The sequence below is a fragment of the Bacillus sp. VT 712 genome (genome assembly GCF_001614195.1).
GTDB classification, from domain to species: domain Bacteria; phylum Bacillota; class Bacilli; order Bacillales; family Bacillaceae_H; genus Priestia; species Priestia flexa.
The window spans coordinates 1-22,104 of record NZ_LWBK01000027.1; the positions used below are offsets into that span (position 1 = coordinate 1).

General features: G+C 37.0%; 16 protein-coding genes, 4 pseudogenes and 1 riboswitch. Of the genes and pseudogenes, 7 read left to right on the top strand and 13 right to left on the bottom strand.

Annotated elements, in window-relative coordinates; genetic code table 11:
- Positions 1-168: pseudogene (locus A2U94_RS21205) on the bottom strand (IS1595 family transposase); the annotation flags it as partial.
- 699 nt (positions 169-867) lie between these two features.
- Here A2U94_RS21205 and A2U94_RS13585 point away from each other — a divergent pair.
- Positions 868-2,352, top strand: coding sequence for a UDP-N-acetylmuramoyl-L-alanyl-D-glutamate--2,6-diaminopimelate ligase (locus A2U94_RS13585; protein ID WP_025909902.1), 1,485 nt, complete (start codon positions 868-870; stop codon positions 2,350-2,352).
- 36 nt (positions 2,353-2,388) lie between these two features.
- Here A2U94_RS13585 and dsdA read toward each other — a convergent pair whose 3' ends face one another.
- A complete protein-coding gene (gene dsdA / locus A2U94_RS13590; protein ID WP_035320725.1) occupies positions 2,389-3,714 on the bottom strand; it encodes a D-serine ammonia-lyase in 1,326 nt (441 codons plus the stop codon).
- 153 nt (positions 3,715-3,867) lie between these two features.
- On the opposite strand from dsdA, the pseudogene A2U94_RS21850 reads away from it, so the two are divergent.
- A pseudogene (locus A2U94_RS21850) lies at positions 3,868-4,034 on the top strand (L-glyceraldehyde 3-phosphate reductase); the annotation flags it as partial.
- 212 nt (positions 4,035-4,246) lie between these two features.
- Here the strand turns inward: A2U94_RS21850 and A2U94_RS13600 are convergent.
- From A2U94_RS13600 to A2U94_RS13620, 5 genes are all read right to left on the bottom strand, one after another.
- On the bottom strand, positions 4,247-5,476 hold the full coding sequence (locus A2U94_RS13600) for a nucleotide sugar dehydrogenase (protein ID WP_197473403.1): 1,230 nt from the start codon (positions 5,474-5,476) through the stop codon (positions 4,247-4,249).
- Positions 5,463-6,992 carry a glycosyltransferase family 2 protein gene (locus A2U94_RS13605; RefSeq protein WP_025910827.1) on the bottom strand — a complete coding sequence of 510 codons (1,530 nt, stop codon included), beginning with the start codon at positions 6,990-6,992 and terminating at the stop codon, positions 5,463-5,465. Before A2U94_RS13605 ends, A2U94_RS13600 begins: the two co-directional genes overlap by 14 nt.
- Before the next feature lies 1 nt (position 6,993).
- The gene (locus A2U94_RS13610) at positions 6,994-7,194 is read right to left on the bottom strand and encodes a hypothetical protein (RefSeq protein ID WP_025910826.1); all 201 of its coding nucleotides are present in this window, start codon (positions 7,192-7,194) and stop codon (positions 6,994-6,996) included.
- A gap of 17 nt (positions 7,195-7,211) precedes the next feature.
- A complete protein-coding gene (locus A2U94_RS13615; RefSeq protein ID WP_035321114.1) occupies positions 7,212-7,559 on the bottom strand; it encodes a hypothetical protein in 348 nt (115 codons plus the stop codon).
- 521 nt (positions 7,560-8,080) lie between these two features.
- A complete protein-coding gene (locus tag A2U94_RS13620; RefSeq protein WP_025910821.1) occupies positions 8,081-8,749 on the bottom strand; it encodes a C40 family peptidase in 669 nt (222 codons plus the stop codon).
- 303 nt (positions 8,750-9,052) lie between these two features.
- On the opposite strand from A2U94_RS13620, the pseudogene A2U94_RS22330 reads away from it, so the two are divergent.
- Both A2U94_RS22330 and A2U94_RS22335 read left to right on the top strand, forming a co-directional pair.
- A pseudogene (locus tag A2U94_RS22330) lies at positions 9,053-9,529 on the top strand (protoglobin domain-containing protein); the annotation flags it as partial.
- A 309-nt stretch (positions 9,530-9,838) separates the two neighbouring features.
- Positions 9,839-10,288 (top strand): annotated as a pseudogene (locus A2U94_RS22335) (methyl-accepting chemotaxis protein); the annotation flags it as partial.
- Positions 10,289-10,327: 39 nt separating this feature from the next.
- Here A2U94_RS22335 and A2U94_RS13630 read toward each other — a convergent pair.
- From A2U94_RS13630 to A2U94_RS13645, 3 genes are all read right to left on the bottom strand, one after another.
- Complete coding sequence (locus A2U94_RS13630) at positions 10,328-11,449, bottom strand: S8 family peptidase (RefSeq protein WP_025910817.1); 1,122 nt, start codon at positions 11,447-11,449, stop codon at positions 10,328-10,330.
- 937 nt (positions 11,450-12,386) lie between these two features.
- Entirely contained in the window at positions 12,387-13,712 is a 1,326-nt protein-coding gene (locus tag A2U94_RS13640) for a TrkH family potassium uptake protein (RefSeq protein ID WP_025910813.1), read from the bottom strand.
- A 3-nt stretch (positions 13,713-13,715) separates the two neighbouring features.
- Positions 13,716-14,375 (bottom strand): potassium channel family protein, encoded by a 660-nt coding sequence (locus A2U94_RS13645; protein ID WP_025910811.1) that lies wholly within the window; start codon positions 14,373-14,375, stop codon positions 13,716-13,718.
- Positions 14,376-14,506: 131 nt separating this feature from the next.
- Positions 14,507-14,646: riboswitch (cyclic di-AMP (ydaO/yuaA leader) on the bottom strand.
- A gap of 191 nt (positions 14,647-14,837) precedes the next feature.
- On the opposite strand from A2U94_RS13645, the gene A2U94_RS13650 reads away from it, so the two are divergent.
- Positions 14,838-15,293 carry an Lrp/AsnC family transcriptional regulator gene (locus A2U94_RS13650; RefSeq protein ID WP_025910809.1) on the top strand — a complete coding sequence of 152 codons (456 nt, stop codon included), beginning with the start codon at positions 14,838-14,840 and terminating at the stop codon, positions 15,291-15,293.
- Positions 15,294-15,762: 469 nt separating this feature from the next.
- On the opposite strand, the gene A2U94_RS13655 is transcribed toward A2U94_RS13650, so the two are convergent.
- Positions 15,763-16,389 carry a hypothetical protein gene (locus A2U94_RS13655; RefSeq protein ID WP_025910808.1) on the bottom strand — a complete coding sequence of 209 codons (627 nt, stop codon included), beginning with the start codon at positions 16,387-16,389 and terminating at the stop codon, positions 15,763-15,765.
- Positions 16,386-17,606 (bottom strand): S1C family serine protease, encoded by a 1,221-nt coding sequence (locus A2U94_RS13660; RefSeq protein WP_025910807.1) that lies wholly within the window; start codon positions 17,604-17,606, stop codon positions 16,386-16,388. Before A2U94_RS13660 ends, A2U94_RS13655 begins: the two co-directional genes overlap by 4 nt.
- Before the next feature lie 272 nt (positions 17,607-17,878).
- Between A2U94_RS13660 and A2U94_RS13665 the strand changes: the two genes are divergently transcribed.
- Both A2U94_RS13665 and A2U94_RS13670 read left to right on the top strand, forming a co-directional pair.
- Positions 17,879-18,550, top strand: a complete 672-nt coding sequence (locus tag A2U94_RS13665) for a response regulator transcription factor (protein WP_025910806.1) — start codon at positions 17,879-17,881, stop codon at positions 18,548-18,550.
- Positions 18,547-19,923 carry a sensor histidine kinase gene (locus tag A2U94_RS13670; protein WP_025910805.1) on the top strand — a complete coding sequence of 459 codons (1,377 nt, stop codon included), beginning with the start codon at positions 18,547-18,549 and terminating at the stop codon, positions 19,921-19,923. The genes A2U94_RS13665 and A2U94_RS13670 overlap by 4 nt, the downstream gene beginning before the upstream one ends.
- 23 nt (positions 19,924-19,946) lie before the next feature.
- On the opposite strand, the gene A2U94_RS13675 is transcribed toward A2U94_RS13670, so the two are convergent.
- Positions 19,947-22,094, bottom strand: coding sequence for a SpoIID/LytB domain-containing protein (locus A2U94_RS13675; RefSeq protein WP_025910804.1), 2,148 nt, complete (start codon positions 22,092-22,094; stop codon positions 19,947-19,949).
- Positions 22,095-22,104 lie beyond the last annotated feature (10 nt).

The following is a 22,104-nucleotide window of genomic DNA, read 5'->3' on the forward strand; positions in this document are numbered from 1 at the left end:
CGCTAATCCATTTGAAAAGCGTGTTTCACGAACTTCGCCAACCATTTTAGAAATGTCATTCTTTGGTTCTGGAAATAAATCTTGCTTAATTGCTTTAAACATTTCCAGTTGTTCATTCTTTGAAAGAGTATAAAAGTCTTTGTAAATATCGTGCCAAGCCATTGCCATTAGTAACACCCCTATTCAACCTTTTATTCTATTATATAGGATGCCTCTCTTAGCAACAATCTATACGAAAACAGCCTTTCCTTTATCATCTTCTTTAACTGATCAAGAACTTGACTTGATACCTTCTTACGCTCAATTGGTACAAACATTATTATTCCCCTCTCTGTTTGCTTTTTGTCTTATTCGTCTACAACATTCTTCTCCCTGCACGAAAGAGGGATTTACGCGATGTAAGATCCCAACTAATCTGTACTGAGTCCCCTTGATGAAGTGTAAACCTCTCATATGTAACCGCTTTAAAATTTCTTTGTATTACAAGTATACATTAATTTTTAAAAAAATGTAAAAAAATTTCTATAATTATCACAATTTTCACATGAAAACAAATCATAAATGAATGGATGTTCATGTTTTTTTTGACATAACATTCCACTATTTCCCTTTTCACTATATAGCAGCAAACTTCTTTGTAAATAGCGAGATACCAAGGATTAAAAAGGTTTTTTTCCATATTACCCCTTGTTTATCACTCTTATTTTAAGGGAAAAGAGTCAGAATTTGAAATTCTATTTAGATATTTTGTATGGTTCATATATGTTCTTGCGAATAGTTCAATTCAAACTGACAAATAGTAAGAACATTATAAACGGTAATTTCTGCAAGTTAACTTGTAAAATAAACTAAATGGTGAGGAAAATCATGATACTAAACTTTGAACAGTTACCTGACATTCAAATTAAGCAACTAGTCGGCCCAACTTCTCAGCGCGTCTTACATCTCGCTTATCACTCGAAACATGTCAAAAACTCGTCATTATTTTTTAGCATGAAAGGCGAAAACGCGGACGGATATCAATTTATAGAAGAAGCTATTCAAAAAGGAGCTGTAGGAGTCTTTGGATCCGTTCATCGTTGTTTTCAACAACTTCATGATAAGTATCCGCACTGTACGTTTATCGTTGTAGATGATGTTCGAAAAACAATGGCAAATATTTCTAAGTTCTATTTCCAACAAGCGGATGAAAAGCTCAAAACAATTGGCGTAACTGGTACAAACGGGAAAACAACAGTAGCAGCTTACGTACGTTCATTATTAACGCTACTCCGATTACCAACAGGTTCAATTGGCACGACGGGGATTTGGTCTTCACATAAAAAATTAACCTATCAAAAAAGCACCCCCACAACGCCTGAATCAATTGATTTGCACCAAATTTTTCATGACCTAGAAACATTCGGAGATGAGGCAGCTGTCATGGAGGTTTCATCCATTGCCATTGATCAAAAGCGCGTTGAAGAAATTTTATTCGATGTCGCTATTCATACAAATTTCTCAGAAGAACACCTTGAGTATCATAAAACGATGGAACACTATAAAAACTGTAAAATGAAGCTATTTGAACAAGCCAAAACGGCTGTTATAAACGTTGATGATGATTTGATGGGAAAAGATTTGCTTCAACTATTTAAAAATCCAATGGTTACTTATAGTCTCAACAAGAACTCCAACGCAACGCTGCGTGCTGATTCTATCATCGTAGAAGAAAAAGGAACAACGTTTGAGCTTCATTATAACGACAACATTTATCCAGTAACCGTCCCTGTGTTTGGCGAATATAATATTGCTAATGTGCTATCAGCTATCGGTACAGCGCTACTGCTTAATTTTCACATTGAGGATATTCTTAACGTTCTACCACAGCTCGCTAGTCCTGAAGGGCGTTTCCAAGTAATTGAAGGGCCACAAAATCAAAAGATTATCCTTGACTATGCTCATACGCCTGTAGCTCTAACTCGACTTTTGCAAGAAGTAAAAAAATTAGCATATAATCGTTTAATTGTGATGATTGCTGGAATTGGCATCCGAGACTTTAACAAAATGCCCAAAATGGCCAGCATCATTGAGGGACAAGTGGATGAAGTTGTTGTTACCGTTGACCATCCTGGCTTTCATAACCCTAACGATATCATTGACCAAGTATTTACAGGATTTGCTCATCCCAATGCTTCGAACCTTCACCGAGCTCCAACGAGAAGAGAAGGAGTCTTAAAATCCTTAGAGCTTGGAGGAGCAAATGATGTTATTTTATTAACCAGCGGCTGTATCAACGGGTCGCAAATTGTAAAAGGAGAGTATATTCCTCACTCCGATGAAGCTATTATTGAATCTTATTATGTAGCATGATAAAAACTCCCCTCATATGCATGAGGGGAGTTTTTATCATCTCCTTAAAGCCAGTTTTCCCTTTTCATAGTACTCTTTTTTTATTGCTAGTGGTACCATGCTTCCACCTGTTGCCCATACAATATGAGTCGCATGTTCAAGTGTTTGTCGAGACAGCTGTCTGTTTGTCATTACTGGTCCCATCATACCGGCTAGTGCTGATGGCTCTAATTCAATTCCTTCGCTATCAGCCAACTCTGCTAACAATCGATGCATTTCATCATCACTGATTGTGTAGCTCCCCTCTAGAACTGGACCAATTACTTGACCAACAAACCCTGATGGCCTTCCTACGGCTAATCCATCTGCTTCAGTTATATTATCAAGACCAATATCTTGCACAGAAATTTTATCATGAAGATTTGTTGCTAAACCTAACAACATACAAGGTGCGTGGGTTGGCTCAGCAAAAAAGCAGCGAACATCATCGCCATACATAAGCTTTAAGCCAAAAGCCACTCCGCCTGGACCACCTCCAACTCCACACGGTAAATACACGAATAAAGGATGGTTTTTGTCTACTTTGACCTTCATTGCAGCAAGCTGCTTTTTCAAACGAATGGCGCTTACAGCATAACCTAAAAATAAATGCTTTGAATTTTCATCATCTACAAAATAACACATTGGATCAAGTGATGACTGCTTACGCCCTTCTTCTACAGCTTTACTGTAGTCATCTGTGTACTCGATAACCGTTACCCCTTTACTTCTTAACAAATCTTTTTTCCATTGCTTGGCATCAGCTGACATGTGAACGGTTACTTGAAAGCCAAGCTTAGCACTAATTATTCCAATACTTAATCCTAAATTCCCAGTCGACCCTACCGCGATTGTATACTGCTGAAAAAACAAACGAAATTTTTCACTATCAAACTTTCGGTAATCATCTTCAAACGAAAGCATGTTATGTTTAATAGCTAAGTCTTCAGCATACTTTAAAATTTCATAAATGCCACCTCGCGCTTTAATTGAACCCGAAATGGGCAAGTCATGGTCACACTTAAGCAGAAGTTCTCCCTCGATTTGTTGGCTAAAACGGCTTTCTAAACGCGATTTCATTGTAGGAATGGCAATCAAAGGTGACTCAATTATTCCCTTTGTTTCTTTCGTTTCGGGAAAAACATTCTGTAAATAAGGTGCAAACCGGTCAAGCCTTGATTCTGCATCCTTAACGTCCTGCTCAGTTAGTGGCATCTTTTGTTTATGTAGTTGAAAAGACTGCTTGTTTGGGTTCATCCAGCAGGTTTCTGTGAGTTGGATAAGTTCTTTTATAACCGGAAATGTTTCTGTTAACCTTACTACGTCGTATTTTTCTATTTCCATCCTTATTCCCCCCTCTTTTGTCTATGCTTTATTATCATTTTATCATGAACTATTCTTTTATTAATGCTAATCCAAAAGATAAATTAAGTGACATTTTTTGATTTCCCTATTATGATTAAAGCGATTTCATTAAACAAAAGGGGGACATGTGTGATGGCTTACAGCGCAAATGAACAGCGGTACAAAGAAATGATTTATAACAGGTGTGGAAACTCTGGCTTACTGCTTCCCGCACTGTCACTGGGACTTTGGCATAATTTCGGGGGGTAGATTCGTTTGAAAATGGAAAAGCCATGCTAAGACGGGCTTTTAACTTAGGAAATTCATGTGCTGTTTCTTCACCATTCTCTATTTTCACAATACAGCCTTCTTCTTTTGCAATTAAAACCGATCCATCCATTGACTGCTTGGCTAAGACAATCACTTCATGAGGATTTAAACAGCGAGTACTGCGAATGACTTGCCTGATTGTCGCTTCATCATTTTGAACAATTAGAATGATTGAAAGCTTCTTCACATTACGCCCTCCTTTTTAACGCCTTAATACTCCCCTTGTATCCACTATTTTCGCGGCAGTTTTCACAAGTGACCAATCAATGTTTTGATGGTCGGTTAAGATTAAGACTACATTGGCTCTTTGCACCGCTTGTTTAGTAAGCTCTACAGACTGAATGTTGCAACCATTTAACGTAAAAGTGTCGATATATGGATCATGATATGATAGATTATACCCTCTTGTAATTAGCTCGTTGCATATAGGCAATGCTGGTGACTCCCGTACATCGTTTACATCCCGTTTATACGCGATGCCAATGACCAAAACATTTTTCTCATTCTTATCAAGCTGCTTTTCAACGAGTGTCACAACATGTTCAGTCATTTGTTCATTTATTTCATGAGCTGCTTGAATGAGTTCACTTTTTAAACCAGCCTGTTTGAGCTTCCATACAAAGTAAAGTGGGTCAACAGGAATACAGTGCCCACCAATTCCAGGTCCGGGATAATAAGGAGTAAATCCAAATGGTTTCGTTGCTGCTGCTTCAAGTACTTCATAAAAATCAATGTTCAGCTGTTCACATAATACATTTGTTTCGTTCACAAGAGAAATATTAACTAACCGTTGAATATTTTCAAATAGTTTACACATTTCAGCCACGTTTGGTGACGAAACAGGAACTACTTTTTGAAAGATGCTACCATAAAATTCGCTAATTTTTTGTAAGCAGCTTTCCGTATATCCACTAATCACTTTAGGGATTTGCTCAATGTGATAGTGCGTATTTGCTGGGTCTACTCTTTCAGGAGAATAAGCGAGATAAAAGTCGCTTCCTACTTGTAGCTTTGATTTTAAAAGAATTGGTAAAACAATTTCTTCTAACGTACCTGGATAAGTTGAACTCTCATAGATTACTGTCTGTCCGGCAACCATTTCCTTTTGCAAAAACTCTGAAGCCTTAATCATTGCTGTTAAGTCTGGTTCGTGCTGATCGTTAATTGGTGTTGGAACCGTCACAATTACATATTCACACTGTTTAAACTCTTCAATTCCGTCTTGTAAACATTGAGCTTTAAATTTCTTTTCTCTTTTAATCTCCTCATTTGATACATCTGGAATATAGCTTTTCCCTTGATGAAGTAGGTTCACTTTGCTACGATCAACATCAAGACCTATCACATCAAAACCTTTTTTAGCAACCAATAATGCTAAGGGTAATCCCACGTATCCAAGTCCTAATACTGCTACTTTTTTAGTTTTCATCACGCATCACCTCAGACAAAATGTCATGTCTTCTTGTATCTTTTAAAAAGAGACCTCTTTCCGTTGTTTGATTGAGTAGATAAGCAATTGCTTCAATATGGTCTCCTAAAATCCTTTCCGTTGATTGAGGCAATCCTGTTGTCTTTAAGTGCTCTTTTCGAATGCGATTGGTGCGCGCTACGTCTACAAAATGAATCGCCTTAACCGTAAAACCTGCTAACAAACTTTTCAAATGAAATAAAGGAGGAATGATGAGCGATTCGTACCCGATTTTCTCTATTACTTCTCTTTTTATTGCGTGAGGAATTGCAGTTGTTGTGTTAATGGTTAAATCTGGACGCTTACTAATAGCATTTAAAAAATACTTTGCAGCACTAACAGAATGTAGAGGATGGACTTGATCTAATAAACACTCCAAATTATTGAGCGCAACATCAACTCCATTTTCAGCTGCACGGATGAAATGTTGAAGATTTTCAGCAGAAATAACGATATCACCGTCAATAAACAAGCAAATATCACCTGAACTATACATTGCTCCAATTGCTCTTGGAACATTATGTCCAAGCCTATTTGGATACACAAGTACCGTTGCGCCTGCTTCACGTGCTCTTGAAATCGTTATTTCATCTGACCCATTTGCTACCACAATAATTTCTTCAACACCTGCTTTTTGCACTTCTTGAATAACAAGATGAATCGTTTCTCTTTCTTCTCCAACTGGAATAATCGCACTTGTTTTACATCTCTCTTTTTTCAGGAGAGTGGGTGTATATTCTGATACAATCGTACGGTTACGATTTCCATCCGTAAGTCCTCCCCTTACTCCTTTCTGATGAATTAAGTGAGAAAAAGCTTTTAAATGATCAGCTAAAATTGATTCGGTTGAAAAGGGAAACGGAGAATTAGGAACAAGCGTCTTGTGGGTATTACGAATACGGTTGGTATAAATAACATCTGTGGAACAAGGATATACAACAGACATTCCTTTTAAAATAGCAAGTGTCTGCATTAATGGGGGATGCGCTAAATTCTCAAAGCCGATTTCTTCAGCTGCTGAGCGCTTTATAGCATGTGGAATTGCGGTAACTGCTTGAACTGTTAAATCTGGTCTTTTTAAGCTTAAATTAAGCATATATTTTGAGACAGCCACTACGTGAGGACGAATTTTTCGCTTCATTGTCCATTCCAAGTCATTCAATGCAAGGTCATGGCCATCTTTAATTGCTTGCACATACTGGTTTAGTTCTTCAAAGGGTACAACGATATCTCCGTCTAGAAATACAAGGATATCCCCCTTTGCTTTTTTTGCTCCAATTGCTCGACCAATGTTAATCCCAAGCTTCTCTTCGTACGTTAACACTTTACACCCTTCTTGTTTTGCAATTAAAGCTGTATTATCAGTGGCCCCATTTACAACAACAATGATTTCAAAAGGTGCTATCTTTTTTATTGCCTGAATCACACTTTGCAATGACTCTTCTTCATTACATGCTGGAATGATAACGGATACGTTCATTTTATTCATCTCCACTAATAATACGAATGTATGTGACAGATGCAAAAGGTATTGTGACATCAGTAGGCTCTCCATATGAGCTTGATGTACGAACAACAATTGAAGCTTCAAATACTGCAATTAATGTACCGCTAATAATATCAATTGGGGTAATGATTTGCACAAATGAACCAATGCTTTCTCTTAATGCGTCTTGAAACATCTTTTCCTCTCCTCTCTTTAAACTTTTTGAATTGTAATGATGCTGGTAAATGGTAACAAAATGCTGGAAGTGGCACTTTCAGTTAGCCTTAAATAATCATCGCCTACTTCAGCAACCGTACCTTGCAAAGGACCCGCAACTGTTGAAACGACAACCTCTTCATGTAAATATTGAAGCGCAATTTCTTTAAAAGGCGAAACATCCGCTTCTCTTACAAGCTGAATAAAGTAGTCTCGAAATCGCTGAGAATAAATAACCTCTTCTACTGCTTTTTTTGTATTATTTTCAATGAAAGTACCAAACCTTCTTGAAAATAACAATCTCTTAATTTTCTTTTTGAGACGGTAATAGCTATAACACCACATCTTTTTTTTCCTCCTTGTTAGTCATGGAATCATTTGAATTTTACTAGAACACTCAAACGATTACTTTACCAATATATACAAGCTGTCAGGAGGAAGTGATAGAACTTTTTTCGCATTTTTTGATAAATATGCGCTTGTCTCGCATTCTTACAAAGAAAGAGTGCACAATGATTTAACTTTTTTCAAAACAAAAAAGAGTTTGGGACATAACAAAATGATTGCTTCTAAAAGACGAACACTAGCTGTTCCCATCTCTTTGGTTTGTCCCAACTCGTTCGTTCCATTGCGCTACGGTCACTCGCTTTCCGCGGCGAGGAACCTGAACTTCCTCGCTGCGCTGCGGGATCTCCGTTTTCCCTCTCTTTCCCGCAGGAGTCGAGTGTCCTACGCTCCATTCCACCCTGTTTCCAACATTGTTTTCACAATCAACAAAAAAAACCTGAACGATTAAAAGTTATGAACTCTCAATCGTTCAGGTATAGTAGAGGCTGAACTACTTATGTCTCAGTCTCTTTCTCAAATTACTTTACTTTTTTAGCACCTAGATAACGTTCACTCCAATAGCTCGAGTTTTTATCACTGATTGTTACACCTTTTGAGGTAGAAGTGTGAATAAACTGATTATCACCTAAATAAATCCCTGCATGAGAAGGGCCTTCTTTATATGTTTCAAAATAAACAATATCTCCCACTGCTGGTTCCTTCACACTTTCACCTGCCGCATATATATCTGCCACGGTACGCGGAACTTCTACGTCTACACTTTCCTTATATACATATTGTAATAAGCCACTGCAATCGAAGCCAGAAGGTGTTGTACCTGCCCATTTATAAGGCGTGCCAATAAGAGATTTCGCCTTACTAATGACCGCGGACTCGTCAAAGCTAGACGCTCCTTGTTCAACTTCTGTTGTTTCTAGTTCTTTATATGTTTTGGTTCCAACAATTCCATCAGCTACTAGATTATGATCTTGCTGAAAAGCTTGAACTGCTACTTTTGTTTCGTAATTAAAGTATGTAGAAACCTCACCCTTTAAATATCCTTCTCGCTTTAAAGAATCTTTGACTTCATAGATGCTTTCGTTTTTCATTCCTTGTTTTAATAGCTCGTCGTTTGAAGCGGCTTGTCCAATGACGGGTGTAGACAATACAGCTCCTCCCATTAACATAGACGCAACCAATTTCCTCATTATACATACTCCTTCATCTATTTTTCCCACTACTATCTATCAAAGTGGTCACTGTATCACCTTATCATGCACGCATCACAATCAGATAAATAGAACATAACAATCCCATGACAGCACATCACATTTTCATGACATTTTTGAAAATAACGCTCAAACTTTTCAACAAGCAAACCGAAATATATAGTAAGGGTCCATGACCGTTATATACCCATATATGTGCTTACAACTTTAAGGATAATAGGTGATTTTATGAACTGGTTTAGGAAAAACACACATACCGAACAAGCAGTTGCTCTTGAAGAAATGACTGCAAGCATACAAGTATCTAGTTTAGAAATTCAACAACAAATTAAAATGATTGGTCTAAACTTAGATGACCTTAAAAGAATCGTTAGGCTACAGCCTGCAGTTGAAGAAAATATTATTTCAATTGTAAACGAATTCTATCGAGCTATTGGAGAACAGCAACACTTAGTTACCATCATTGAGAAGCATAGCAGTATTGATCGCTTAAAAAACACGCTTAAAAAACATATATTAGAAATGTTTAACGGCAAAGTAGATGATGAGTTTGTACAAAAGCGTAAAATGATTTCAAAAATGCATGTAAAAATTGGTCTTGAACCGAAGTGGTATTTATGCGCTTTTCAGAACTTACAAATTGCATTAATTGCCCTGTGCCATGAGGAGATAGCCGAAAAAGAAGCCTGCATTCAAACTATTAAAAGTATTACAACGCTCACTAATTTAGAACAACAAATTGTGTTAACTGCCTATGAAGAAACGTTTGAAGAACAACGACAACTTTTATATCAAGAAAAAAAGCTTATTCAAGATGAGATTAGTCGTACCTCTTCTCTATTAGCTAACCTATCTGAGGAAACAGCACAGTTTGTTTCTCAAATAAGCAGCCAAACGGCGGATGTTGTGTCATTTGCGAATAAAAGCTCAAAGTTAGCTGAGATTGTTTCCAAAGATGCAATTGAAAGCCAAACCAAGCTCGAACAAGAGCAAGCAATGCTTGATGGCATCCAGCAAAATACTTCTCTCATTCAACAACGCATGAAAACGTTAGAAGATACATCAAAGCAAATTACACAAATTGTAGCGATTGTAACATCCATTGCTGAACAAACAAACTTACTTGCTTTAAACGCTTCAATCGAATCAGCTCGAGCAGGGGAACATGGAAAAGGATTTGCCGTGGTTGCTCAGGAGGTTCGTAAACTGGCGGAGGAAACAAAAAAATCAATCGCAAACATTTCAACTTTCATCAAAGATATTCAAAAACAAATAAAAAGCGTAGTTGAGATTGGAGATGAAGTGGCGGGGTTAACAAAAGACACAACGGTAAATATGAATAACATCACAACGTTTTTCACAAATGTTTTAACTGTCACAACAGAAAATAAACAGCAGAGCGTTCTAACAAAAAAAGAACTAGACAAAATATCTTCCATTATTTCAGAATTGACAAATCGTATTGATAAAATTGCTACATCATCCGATGAGCTTTATACACTATCTGAAAAGGTATAAACAAAGCAGAGCCAAGGCTCTGCTTTGTTCTTATCTAAATTAGAAAGTACCAGCTTGTGATAATCCGTATCCGAAGTGCGTGTCACGACCAGCTGGTCCTAAATCAATTGATTTGTTGATTAACAGTTGACGTAACTGTGCATTTGAATATGATGGGTATTTCTGTTTGTATAAGGCTAGGATACCAGCTGCATAAGGGCTAGCCATTGATGTACCGCTTAACGTTGAATATTGACCGTTTAAGTATGTGCTTAGAATAGCCGCACCAGGAGCTGCTATTTCAACAGTAGGGCCAGTTGATGAGAATGAAGCACGGCGATCATAACGATCCGTAGCTCCCACAGCAATAACTGAATCATATTTCGCTGGGTAATTTACCGTATCTCCTGTTCCAGCAGAGTTTCCAGAATTTCCAGCAGCAGCTACTACAACTGCTCCACTTTGATAAGCTCGATCAACTGCCGATTTTAATGCTGTAGATCCTACAGACGTTCCTAAGCTTAAGTTAATAATGTCCATGTCGTTTGCTACAGACCAGTCAATTCCAGCGATGATACTAGAAAGGCTTCCAGAACCGCTGCTTTCAAGTACTTTTACACCGTAAATATCTGCGTTATATGCAACACCAATCGTACCTGTACCGTTGTTTTCAGCACCGATAATCCCTGCTACGTGCGTACCGTGTCCATTATCATCATTATAAGAAGATGTATATGATACAAATGAAGCTCCTCCAGCTACTTTTAAGTCAGGATGATTTGTTGCAACTCCAGTATCAACTACCGCCACTTTTACACCTTGTCCACTTAAACCAGTTGACCAACTTGTAGGAGCCTTCACTTTAGAGATTCCCCAGTCTTGCGTATCAGCTGCTACTGATATACGAATATCTTCTTCTACATAAGCTACATTTGGATCTTTTTCAAGCTTTTCAACCTCACTTGGAGTCATTTCTGCGACGGCAATCGGTAATTCTTTCATTTTCTTTTTCACTTTACCGTTTGCTTTTGTAATACTTTTTTCATTTACGCTACTTTTAAATCCTACAATCACTTGTTCTTTTTCTTCAGTTGCTGCATAAGCTCCTCCAGTAGATGGTATTAACACCCCTGCCGTAATTGCTAACGATGTTACAACCTTTAACCAACTATACTTTTTCATATCATTGCCCCTTTCGTATTTTCCACTGCTAGTTTTAGTAGTTTAGTAGCAGCAGAGACAATCCATTAACTTTGCCAGTGAAAGTTGGATTTACTACCTTTAATTATCTATTTTTACAACTTTTTGGCTATAGGTTAATAGGCTGTATAGAAAAGCTGACAAGAGCAAATCTAAGGGCATTTAAAAAGTATTTTTTTTACAATTAAAGAGTATATTTTACCAGGAAGTACAAAAAAATATCTTTAAAATATTCATATTATTATATCACTATCACAAAATAATATTATAATAATTTTCTAAACATTCTTTAATTTTAAAAAACAATAGTAAAGACCTACCCTTCTTTAGTTCTTTATAATTATTATATATATGACTTTATTTCTTTTAATCTAACATGTAAAAAAAGACCATACAAATAGCATGGTCATATACCGATCGAACCAGACAGTTGGGGGAATTGTCATGCATCGGGTCTTTATTAGAGGGCGTTATGATGTGAAAGGAAATCATAATGACTTCCTATTTTACTATATTCACTACAAGAGTTTTTGCAATGGACAAACGTGGATTCTAATACCTTTTTTATTAAACAGTAACACGCCAATCTGCCTTATGACCGTATCTTTTTTCGATTCTAAAACTCAATATCTGCAAAAGCGTAATAAGTCTGGACAGGCTCTCGGTTTCATTAAAAATTTTTAAAAAAATGAATCTAAATTGATTACTTATACGTTATATAGGTAGAAGGCACTTTAACATGACTATAATTGAAAAGGAGGGATTGATTGGATGCGCAATCAATCAAAATTACCAGGAATCTTAATGGTTACATTCTTTTTAATGATCGCCACAATTTTAGGCGCTACTATTATGTTTTAATTAAAACGAAGACCGTATCCTTTGTTTATCTATGAAAACAAAGAATGCGGTCTCTTTATTATCCAATCAATACATCTTCATTTGGATAACGAATTTTTTCACGTTTTGGTTTAGCTAAAGAAAATGCTAAAGTTAACGGACCTATCTTACCTAAAAACATGATAAAAATAATAATAACACGTCCAACGTATGATAGCTCTGGCGTTACTCCCATGGATAAGCCAACTGTTCCAAATGCTGATACAACTTCAAACATCAGCTTTAAAAAAGGCGTGTTCGGTTCCGATATATTTATTGCAAACGTAGCGAAGAACACAAACATAATTGCGATCATAGAAATAGCTAGTGCTTTTACAACATATACAGTACTTAACCTGCGCTTTAATAAGACAATATCTTCACGTCCTCGAATAAATGAAAGGACGGCAAATGTTATCACAATAAACGTTGTTAACTTTATTCCTCCACCAGTAGACGCACTCCCTGCCCCAATAAACATTAAAATGATCATTAAAAAAGCTGTTGAATCCGTCAAGTTAGCTATGTCAATAGAGTTAAATCCAGCGGTCCTCGTACTAACCGCTTGAAAATACGATGTCCACATCTTGTCACCAAGACTTAAGCTTCCCAACGTTTTGGCGTTTCCATACTCTAAGAAAAAAATAAACAGCATCGCCACAGTATTAATGATAAATGTTCCAATAATCATTAATTTTGAATGTAGGCTAAGCTTTTTGTAAGACTTTTTCTCCCATAAATCCGCCAGTACCGTAAATCCGATTCCCCCAATAATAAATAATAATGAAATCGTAATATTAATGAGTGGATCTCCTGCATACTGCACTAAGCTATCAGATAAAAGGCCAAACCCAGCATTATTAAATGCTGATATTGAATGAAACAAGCTAAAAAATAACCCTTTTTCCCAGCCGAACTCTGGTACCCACCGAATGGCTAAAAAAATCAGTGCAATCAACTCAATGACAAAAGAGAAGATAAAAAGGCGCTTTACTAGAAGAATGACGCCACCAATATTAGTTTGGTTTAAAGCGTGCTGGACCATCATTCGTTCTTTAAAACCGATTTTTTTACCGAGCATAATAAAAATCAGCACGGCAAATGACATGATCCCTAATCCACCTACCTGTATCAGAAGCATAATAATCGTCTGACCAAATACCGTAAAGCGCGTTCCTGTATCTACAACGGCTAATCCCGTTACCGTCATAGCTGAAGTAGAGGTAAACAAGGCGTCTATCCAAGAGATTGGTTCCGTTGTAGAAAATGGAAGCATTAAAAGTAATGCGCCAATAATAATTCCCCCTCCAAAGATTGATGTTAATAATTGGGGGGGCGTTAGCTTAATACTTCTGGCTAAACTCATTGATTATACGCCTTCTTCCTCAAAGCGATTAATATCCCGATTATGTCCAATAACAATGAGCATGTCACCTTCATGGATAATTTCATGGGCTGTTGGTGAAATTACCATTTCACCATTTCCACGTTGAAAACCAATAATATTACACCCATACTTGGAACGGATGTTTAAATCAAATAATGTTTTATTATGAATCTTTTTTGAAGCCATTATTTCTACAATGCTATAGTCCTTTGAAAGTTCAATGTAATCAATAATCTTTTCAGAAACTACGTGATGCGCAATTCGTTTCGCCATATCTCGCTCAGGGTGAATGACCTTATCGGCTCCAATTTTTTCAAGTACTTTTTGATGGTATGAATTTACTGCTTTTACCCACACCTGCTTCACACCCATATCTTTCAGTAACATTGTTACCAATACACTCGCTTCAATATCGTCTCCAAATGATACGATTGCATGATCAACATTTCGAATTCCAAGGCTTTTAAGGCTTGCTTCATCCACACCGTTTACTTGCACTGCATAAGTGGCTGTATTTGTGTACTTATTGACAACTTCTTGATTGCGGTCAATCGCTAGAACATCCACATCTAGATTGATGAATTCTTCTACAAGGCTGCCGCCAAAACGCCCTAATCCTAACACCGCAAATTGCTTTTTCATTTCAAACTTTCCTTTCCTATTCCGGTTTCTATCTTGTTTTATTGTGCTCTTTTTTTATGATCTTACTTATTGTAACGATTAATTTCCACACAAAAAAACACAGGAAGGCTCCTGTGTTTTTTACACATTCCATCTCCCCCTCAAAACGCTTGCGAAGTTAGCTGTCGGATTCGGGTTATGAGAGTAACCCTACCTATAAAGGATTCACCCCGAGCACAAAGTGTGCAAAAGTGGTTCCTCCGCTCCTATTAGGATTCAGCGATTTCATCTATTTGTGACTTACTTTAAATGGAAAAATAAGTTATTACTTAAAGTTTCACCTTATCTTACTCCCACATTTTTGGTATGTCAATACCTTTTTTAAATAATAAAATCCCCCTAAAAATAAGAAGGCAAAACGCAGAAATTTTTATCATTTTTCACTATAATAGAATATAAAAATGAAAGAGCTGATGAGAATAGATGAACATTGATCGTATTGATTTACATATTTTAAAGGAGTTAACTACTAACGCTCGACTTTCCATGAGAGAACTTTCAAAATTAGTCAATCTATCAGCCCCTTCGGTTGCTGAGCGGGTTCGAAATTTGGAACAAGTTGGTATTATTAGCGGATACTCTGTCACTATTAATTGTGAAAAATTAGGGCTTCCTATTTCTTGTTTTGTTGAGGCAACAATTAAAAACGGTGAATATCGTCGCTTTAAACAATTTATCGCTACTTATCCATACGCTTTATTTTGTGAACGAATAGCTGGAAAAGCCTGCTTTATTACAAAGTTACAGCTTCCAAACCTTAAGGAACTTGAAAATTTCATCGATGAAGTTACTCCTTTTGCACATACTGTATCTCATATCGGTATTTCTCAAGTCGAAATGAAACCCGGCTTTATCGATTATCTTTTAAAAGAAAAATAAGTTAGACTATGACTACTTCAATTCTTTTCATAAGGCAACCTTACATATTAACATTTAATTGCAAAAAGACGTGATGGTATCATCACGTCTGAGGAGTATGAATGGAGACTAGTCATTTTATTTTCTTTATCTTTATGTATGCGAATTAAACAAAAAAATGCCTTTCAACCAAAAGGTGAAAGGACAATGAATTTTCCGAATAATGAAAGATTTCACAACCCTATCTTATCACTTACAAAAACATTTGTCTATTTCTATTTTTATTCATTTCATTTATATTGCTCTATCACGATAAAAGGGGGCTTCATCAATGAAAAGAACAAACAAAATGAGACTGGGACATAACGAAATGATTCTGTCTCAACAAAAGATATCTGAACGATCAAAAGTATTCAACTGTTGATCGTTCGGATAGATCATTAGCTGAAATGCTTATGTCCCAACCTCAGTAATCTATATAAAAGGTGAATCAAGAGACTGGAACGTACTTAACCTGTCTCTTTAATTCATCCTGAACATAGTTATTGATAGCTTTTTGTACAAGCTTTTGAAGGATTGGCTCTTTCGCTTCTTCAACTGTTTTAAATTCAGCGCTATATCCCGCTTTGTCAAAGTAGCCTTTTACATCTTCTTCGGATATTTTGTCTCGAAAGAACTGTTTCGATTGAAAATGAGCTTTAATGTGCTTCTTTACAACTTCTTCTGTAATGTCTAGCTCTTCATAAGCTTGCTCTCTAATTTTTTGACTATAGGAATGTTCAATTTCATTCCACAATTGTTCGGACTGTTGGTTCACCCAATCAGTATTGACAGCTTCTTCCCCTACGTACTTATCAACAATAAGCTGATAAAGAGCATCTTTTCGATAAGAAGAATCGTTCACCGGAGCATCCGGATCTAGAAAGCCTTGTACGGCTAAAAATTCTCGAAGTTCATCACTTGTAATAGGGTCACCTTTGTATATAGCGACCACTTTATTAGACGGCTGTTCATTGTTTAGTGTTGGAAAAACAACTTCTTCTGAAGCATTTACACACCCAGTAATCAACAAGACAGCGATTAAAAATAGAAATAGCTGCCGTGCTGTGTATATCATTCATCGTTGCCTTGCTGTTTCAACGTTAGTGAAAGGTTTATTTTTTTTCCGTTTCTGTAAACGTCAAGCTTTACTTTATCTCCAATTGCACGCTCCGTGTATAAATACTTGCGCAAGTCACTGGATGTTTTTACTTCTTTACCATCTATCCCTACAATGATGTCTTTTGATTGCAAGCCAGCTTCTGAAGCAGCTGAAAAAGGTTCAACTGTCGTAACCACAACACCGTCAGAAGTATCTTCTGTTAGGCCTAGCTCATTTTCTTTAATGGCAGTTGATAAACCTGCTACATCCTGTAGCCCCACTCCCATATATGGTCGATTAATTTTTCCATCTTTCATTAGCTTGTCAATAATAGGTTGAACATCTGCAGTTGGAATAGCAAAACCGATTCCTTCTACACCGTCTTCAGCAATCTTTAAACTATTAATACCAATTACTTGACCAGCAGCATTGATTAATGCTCCACCGCTGTTTCCTGGATTAATAGCTGCGTCTGTTTGAATAACATCCAAGTTCCATTCTCCAGCTGATGTTGTAATGTTTACCGTTCTCTCCGTGCCGCTTACAATACCTTGTGTGACTGTTCTTGAGAACTGCTCACCAAGAGGGTTTCCAATTGCAAGTACCGGTTCTCCGGCAACAAGTGAAGTAGAATCACCAAATTCAGCTACTGCCTCTACGTTTTTAGCATCCATCTCTAAAACAGCTAAATCGGTTAGCGGATCCGCACCTACAATTTGGGCATCCTCTTTCTTCCCATTTGATAACGTAACTTCTACCTTACTTGATCCTTCTATTACGTGGTTGTTTGTTACAACATACGCTTTGTTATTATCTTTTTTAAAAATAACGCCTGAACCTGTTCCAGATTCTGCTGTTTGCGTATCTCCTGAAAAGGGATTTGTTCGCTCTTGGATATTGTTTACGCCTACTACGGCTGGTGAAACTTTATCTACAACAGATACCAGGTCTCCTTGACTTACATTGGTGCTAATATTTTTTGTAGCAGCTGTAGTTGTAGCGCTTGTTGAAGTAGATGCGGTATTCGTTTGGCTTCCATCATTTGTGAACCCTAGGTGAGGTGCACTATATAATACAATTCCTCCACCTAACACAGCACCTGCAATGGACGATGCAAGAAATGGTAAAAACCTTCTTTTAGATTTTTCTTCTCTTACATGCTCAGACCGATAAGTTGGATATTCTTGTTTCATACCTGGTTCTTGTTGATATTCTGCATCGTATTGAGCTTTCATTTGGTCATTATTAGGTTGACTGTTATATTCACCATCATTGTTATTTTGATTAAAGTCTCTTGGTTCCATATAATTGGCTCCTTTACATTCAATTATGTTTTTCGTTATTTACACTATAAAACAAAAGTTTGGGATAAGTATCAAAAGAATATGGGAAATTGTGAAAAAATTTTTTCTGCTACCAAACACATAGTATAATAGCTTTGAATAGAAAGAGGAGTGTGTATAAAGTGAGCTTTACAATTTACTTAGTCGAAGATGAACAAAACTTAAATGAAGTTTTAACTCTTTATTTACAAAAAGAAGGCTGGTCTGTTACTTCATTTTCAAATGGAACAGATGCCAAAGCAATGATTCATACCCCTCCTAGTCTTTGGGTTTTAGATATCATGCTTCCTGATATCGATGGTTATCATCTCATTCGTGAAATTAAGTCTGCTACCCCTGATATCCCTGTGATTTTCATTTCTGCTAGAGATGCAGATATTGATCGAGTGTTAGGGCTTGAAATGGGAAGCGATGACTACTTATCCAAGCCATTCTTGCCTCGTGAGCTCGTTATTCGTGTTCAAAAACTTTTAAACCTTGTGTATGGTCAAAAACAAAAACACGAATCAACAATTGCTATCGGTCCCTATAGGTTAGACCTTCATACACGAACTGTATATGAAAACAATGAGCCTATTGATTTAACGTCAAAAGAATTTGATTTTCTTGTCACATTATCTAAAGACATAGGTCAAGCATTTTCACGCGAGCAGTTATTAAACTCTATTTGGGGTGAGGATTATTTCGGTTCAGACCGAGTTGTGGATGATTTAGTACGCAGAGTTCGGAAAAAGCTCCCACACGCTCGAATTGAAACAATTTATGGATATGGTTATCGGATGATGAGCACATGAAAAATCGATCTCTTGCTTTTCAAATTTGGCTTGTCATCTCAGGCATATTGCTAGTTATCTCACTTTTGTTAGCTACGTTGTTCCCAAGCGCACTTAGACAGTTCTTTACGGATGAAATTTATACAAGTATTGAAAATGAACAGCATATTTTAAAAGAATACGGGTTGCCTAGCCGGTCTGGTGAATATTATTTTAGCAATGACGAAAACGGGCCATCTTTACGAAACCGTACGGTAGACCACATTTTATTACCTGAAAATGTCGATATTTCCTACCTATCATCGCGTGTTCTACCTCAAGATTTTTTAAGACATGCACAGGAGCTAGCTCAAGATCAAGAATCAACTGTCGAAAGGTATGAAAAAGACCTGGGTAACCGAACGTTATTTTATGTAATTAGTAAAGTAATCATTAACGACCAGCCTGCATTTTTATTATCGTTTTCATGGGATACGTATCGAAATGCTTTAGCTTCCGCTTTATTTAAACAGCTATTAGTCGTAATGTCCATCGTTTTCCTTCTAAGCTGGATTCCTTCTATTTGGCTCGCAAAATATTTAAGCCGCCCTCTTGTATCACTTGAGAGACATGTTAAGCGAATTGCAGAGCAAGAATGGCACGAGTCTGTAACGTTAGATCGTACGGATGAAATTGGAAAATTAGGTTCTTCTATAGAACAAATGCGACAACGACTCATTCGAAAAGAAGAAGCACAACAAACTCTTCTTCAAAATATCTCACATGATTTGAAAACACCTGTAATGGTCATTAGAAGCTACGCTCAATCCATACAAGATGGTATTTATCCAAAAGGAGATTTATCCAATACCGTTCAAGTCATTGAAGATGAATCACTGAAATTGGAAAAGAAAATCCGTGACTTACTATATTTAACAAAGCTAGATTACTTATCTGCTCACCCTGTCAATCATGAGCCGTTTGCTTTGTCAGAACTTATTTGCGAGGTAGTTGAAAGGCTGCGGTGGAGTCGTACTGAAATCCAGTGGGATATTAGAGATGATAAAGTGACTATTGACGGTGATAAAGAACAATGGACCAAAGTTATTGAGAACATTTTAGAAAACCAGATTAGATACGCTGATTCATCTATTTCTATCTCTGTTCACAAAAGTTTCTATGAAGAGATGGACGTTGTAGAGTGTTGTATTGCCAATGACGGACCTCCTATCGAAGAGAACGTACTATCTACAATTTTTGAACCGTTTGAAAAAGGTTCAAAAGGAGAATTTGGCATCGGGCTCAGTATTGTAAAGCGGATTGTTACTATGCATAATGCGACAATCTCAGTACAAAATTTAGATAAAGGTGTTTCTTTCACTATTCGCATTCCAGTTTTACAAGCAAAGCCGTGACGTTTTTGCCACGGCTTTGTTGTTTATTTATTTGCAATTTCTTCCAGCTTATTAACTACAGAATCGTTTACTACGCGAGTAGAACCTAGTACTGTAAAATCCTTATAGCCGCTTAAAATATCAGCTGTGCCCGCTGGCAACTTGTCTGCATCTGTTAGGATAACTGGCACACCACGTTTTCCAGCTAAAATTGAGCCAGCTAGCGCATCTGGAAAATTAGTTCCCGCTGCAACATAAGCTTGTTTTGTATTGCCAAGCAGGTTCGTCACAACTTTTTGATTTGTTGCATAGCGATGTTCTCCTGCATATCTTACTCGGTTAGCTGGAAGAGAATTGTAAACTGTTGCATTTACTACCTGTTCAGAACCAATAACAATAGCTTCTGCTTTTCCTTCAAGCACTTGTGCTGTAGCTGCAGGAATTGAAGTTGGCCTTGTTAGTATAATAGGAATTCCTTCTTTCGCTGCATATGGAGCTACTGATAGAGCATCTGGGAAGTTTTGTCCATTCACTACAATTACTTTCGAAGAATTTATTTGTTTAGCAATTGCCGCTGACGTCTCAAAGCGATCCGCTCCTCCTAAACGCTGGACTTCCTTAGCACCTAACTGCTTAATTTCATCTAATACTGAATCTCGAATAACCCTTGAACTTCCTAATACAATTACTTTTTCAGGCTGTAAACGCTGGAGCTCTGCTTTTACAGTTGGATGCAATTCATGACCTGTTGTTAGTAATAGTGGAGCATTTTCCTGAACTGCAAGAGGAGCTCCTGCTAGCGCATCTGGAAAATTCCCTCCCGCTGCAATGACAACTGTTCGAGCCGTAGTCCACCCTTCTCTTGCAATTTCTGCAGCTGTATCATATCGTTCTGGGCCTGCTAAACGCTTTGCTTCACGGTTGTATTGCTGCGTGCGCTCTACATTCGGATAATAAAAACGTAAAATTTGATCATAGGTTTGACCAGCTTTGGCACGATAATAAGCTCCGTATTGACTCATTCCTACACCATGACCATATCCTAGACCTTTTAGTACCGTTTCTTTATCAGTAGCATTTTGTTCAGTCACATAGTAACTTTTAATAAGGTTTACCCCAATAATTGGACGAATATCAGAAGACTTTACATTATTTAAGCTCAATGTTTTCACATTAAGTTTCCCCTCTGAATCAACATCGTCTTTTACAATAAACTTGACTTCTAAGCTTCCTTTATTATAACGATTACTAGTATTCTTTTCAGTGAACTCTAGCTTTGGAATTGAGAGAACCTTAATTTCTTTTCCTTTATAATCTTTTTGCTGTAAATAAGTTTTGATATTATCAGTAATTTCCTTATCATTTTCTTTGATAGTGCTCCACCAATTTTTATAATGAACTAAGTCTAAGTTCTCCATGTCTATTTGCTGCTTTTTCACCGTTAAATTCCATGGATGTTTTGGATCATATGAATCGGTTTGAATTGGTAAATAAGGAAGCGGTGAGCCTGACCATGCATTAGCATTAGACTCCGTAACTCCACCATTACTAGATGAATAAAGTGCGCTGATTAATTTCCCGTTATATGTAAGTGTCTGACCATATGATTTTTCAACAGCTGTATTCGTATTAGCGTAGACTGTTTTTCCACCATATACTTGATATTGAATGGTATCATTAATTGTTTTGTTCAAATGCCCCATTGCATATGTGCGTGCTGCAATAGCTTGTGCAGTTAATGACTCTACAGGCCAACTTGGAATCATTTCGTTAGGAACGACTCCCTTTAAATACTCTTCCATTGATACATGATTAATTGGTAGTATATATTCGTTACCTTCAATCACAAAATCAAAACTCCCACTATACACTCTTCCTTCAATACGCGTTTCTGCTGTTTGATTAGTGTATAGCTTAAAGGTTGTATCTTCCTTTAATTTGGTCGTTCCTTTATATAAAGAAATTTTCCCTTGTTCTACCTTTAAGAGATAGGTCTGATTAGCTTCTAATCGAACTCCTTCATAAGATGTCGCTGCATCTTCTGATGTTTGAATTTGAATTTCCTTTTTGTTTTTCAAATAATTTTTAAGCTGGACGCTTACAGTTGGGTTTGTTTCAGCTTTTGCGTTTACCACGGAATAGCTTGAGCTAAGCATGAACATAACAACTAAAGCAGCGATTACTTTTTTCATACGTTCCTCC

Excerpts from the sequence above, each read along its gene's own strand:
- A2U94_RS13585 (WP_025909902.1), top strand. The coding sequence starts at position 868 with ATGATACTAAACTTTGAACAGTTACCTGACATTCAAATTAAGCAACTA.
- dsdA (WP_035320725.1), bottom strand. The coding sequence starts at position 3,714 with ATGGAAATAGAAAAATACGACGTAGTAAGGTTAACAGAAACATTTCCG.
- A2U94_RS13605 (WP_025910827.1), bottom strand. The coding sequence starts at position 6,992 with ATGAACGTATCCGTTATCATTCCAGCATGTAATGAAGAAGAGTCATTG.
- A2U94_RS13610 (WP_025910826.1), bottom strand. The coding sequence starts at position 7,194 with ATGTTTCAAGACGCATTAAGAGAAAGCATTGGTTCATTTGTGCAAATC.
- A2U94_RS13615 (WP_035321114.1), bottom strand. The coding sequence starts at position 7,559 with ATGTGGTGTTATAGCTATTACCGTCTCAAAAAGAAAATTAAGAGATTG.
- A2U94_RS13620 (WP_025910821.1), bottom strand. The coding sequence starts at position 8,749 with ATGAGGAAATTGGTTGCGTCTATGTTAATGGGAGGAGCTGTATTGTCT.
- A2U94_RS13630 (WP_025910817.1), bottom strand. The coding sequence starts at position 11,449 with ATGAAAAAGTATAGTTGGTTAAAGGTTGTAACATCGTTAGCAATTACG.
- A2U94_RS13640 (WP_025910813.1), bottom strand. The coding sequence starts at position 13,712 with ATGAGTTTAGCCAGAAGTATTAAGCTAACGCCCCCCCAATTATTAACA.
- A2U94_RS13645 (WP_025910811.1), bottom strand. The coding sequence starts at position 14,375 with ATGAAAAAGCAATTTGCGGTGTTAGGATTAGGGCGTTTTGGCGGCAGC.
- A2U94_RS13650 (WP_025910809.1), top strand. The coding sequence starts at position 14,838 with ATGAACATTGATCGTATTGATTTACATATTTTAAAGGAGTTAACTACT.
- A2U94_RS13655 (WP_025910808.1), bottom strand. The coding sequence starts at position 16,389 with ATGATATACACAGCACGGCAGCTATTTCTATTTTTAATCGCTGTCTTG.
- A2U94_RS13660 (WP_025910807.1), bottom strand. The coding sequence starts at position 17,606 with ATGAAACAAGAATATCCAACTTATCGGTCTGAGCATGTAAGAGAAGAA.
- A2U94_RS13670 (WP_025910805.1), top strand. The coding sequence starts at position 18,547 with ATGAAAAATCGATCTCTTGCTTTTCAAATTTGGCTTGTCATCTCAGGC.
- A2U94_RS13675 (WP_025910804.1), bottom strand. The coding sequence starts at position 22,094 with ATGAAAAAAGTAATCGCTGCTTTAGTTGTTATGTTCATGCTTAGCTCA.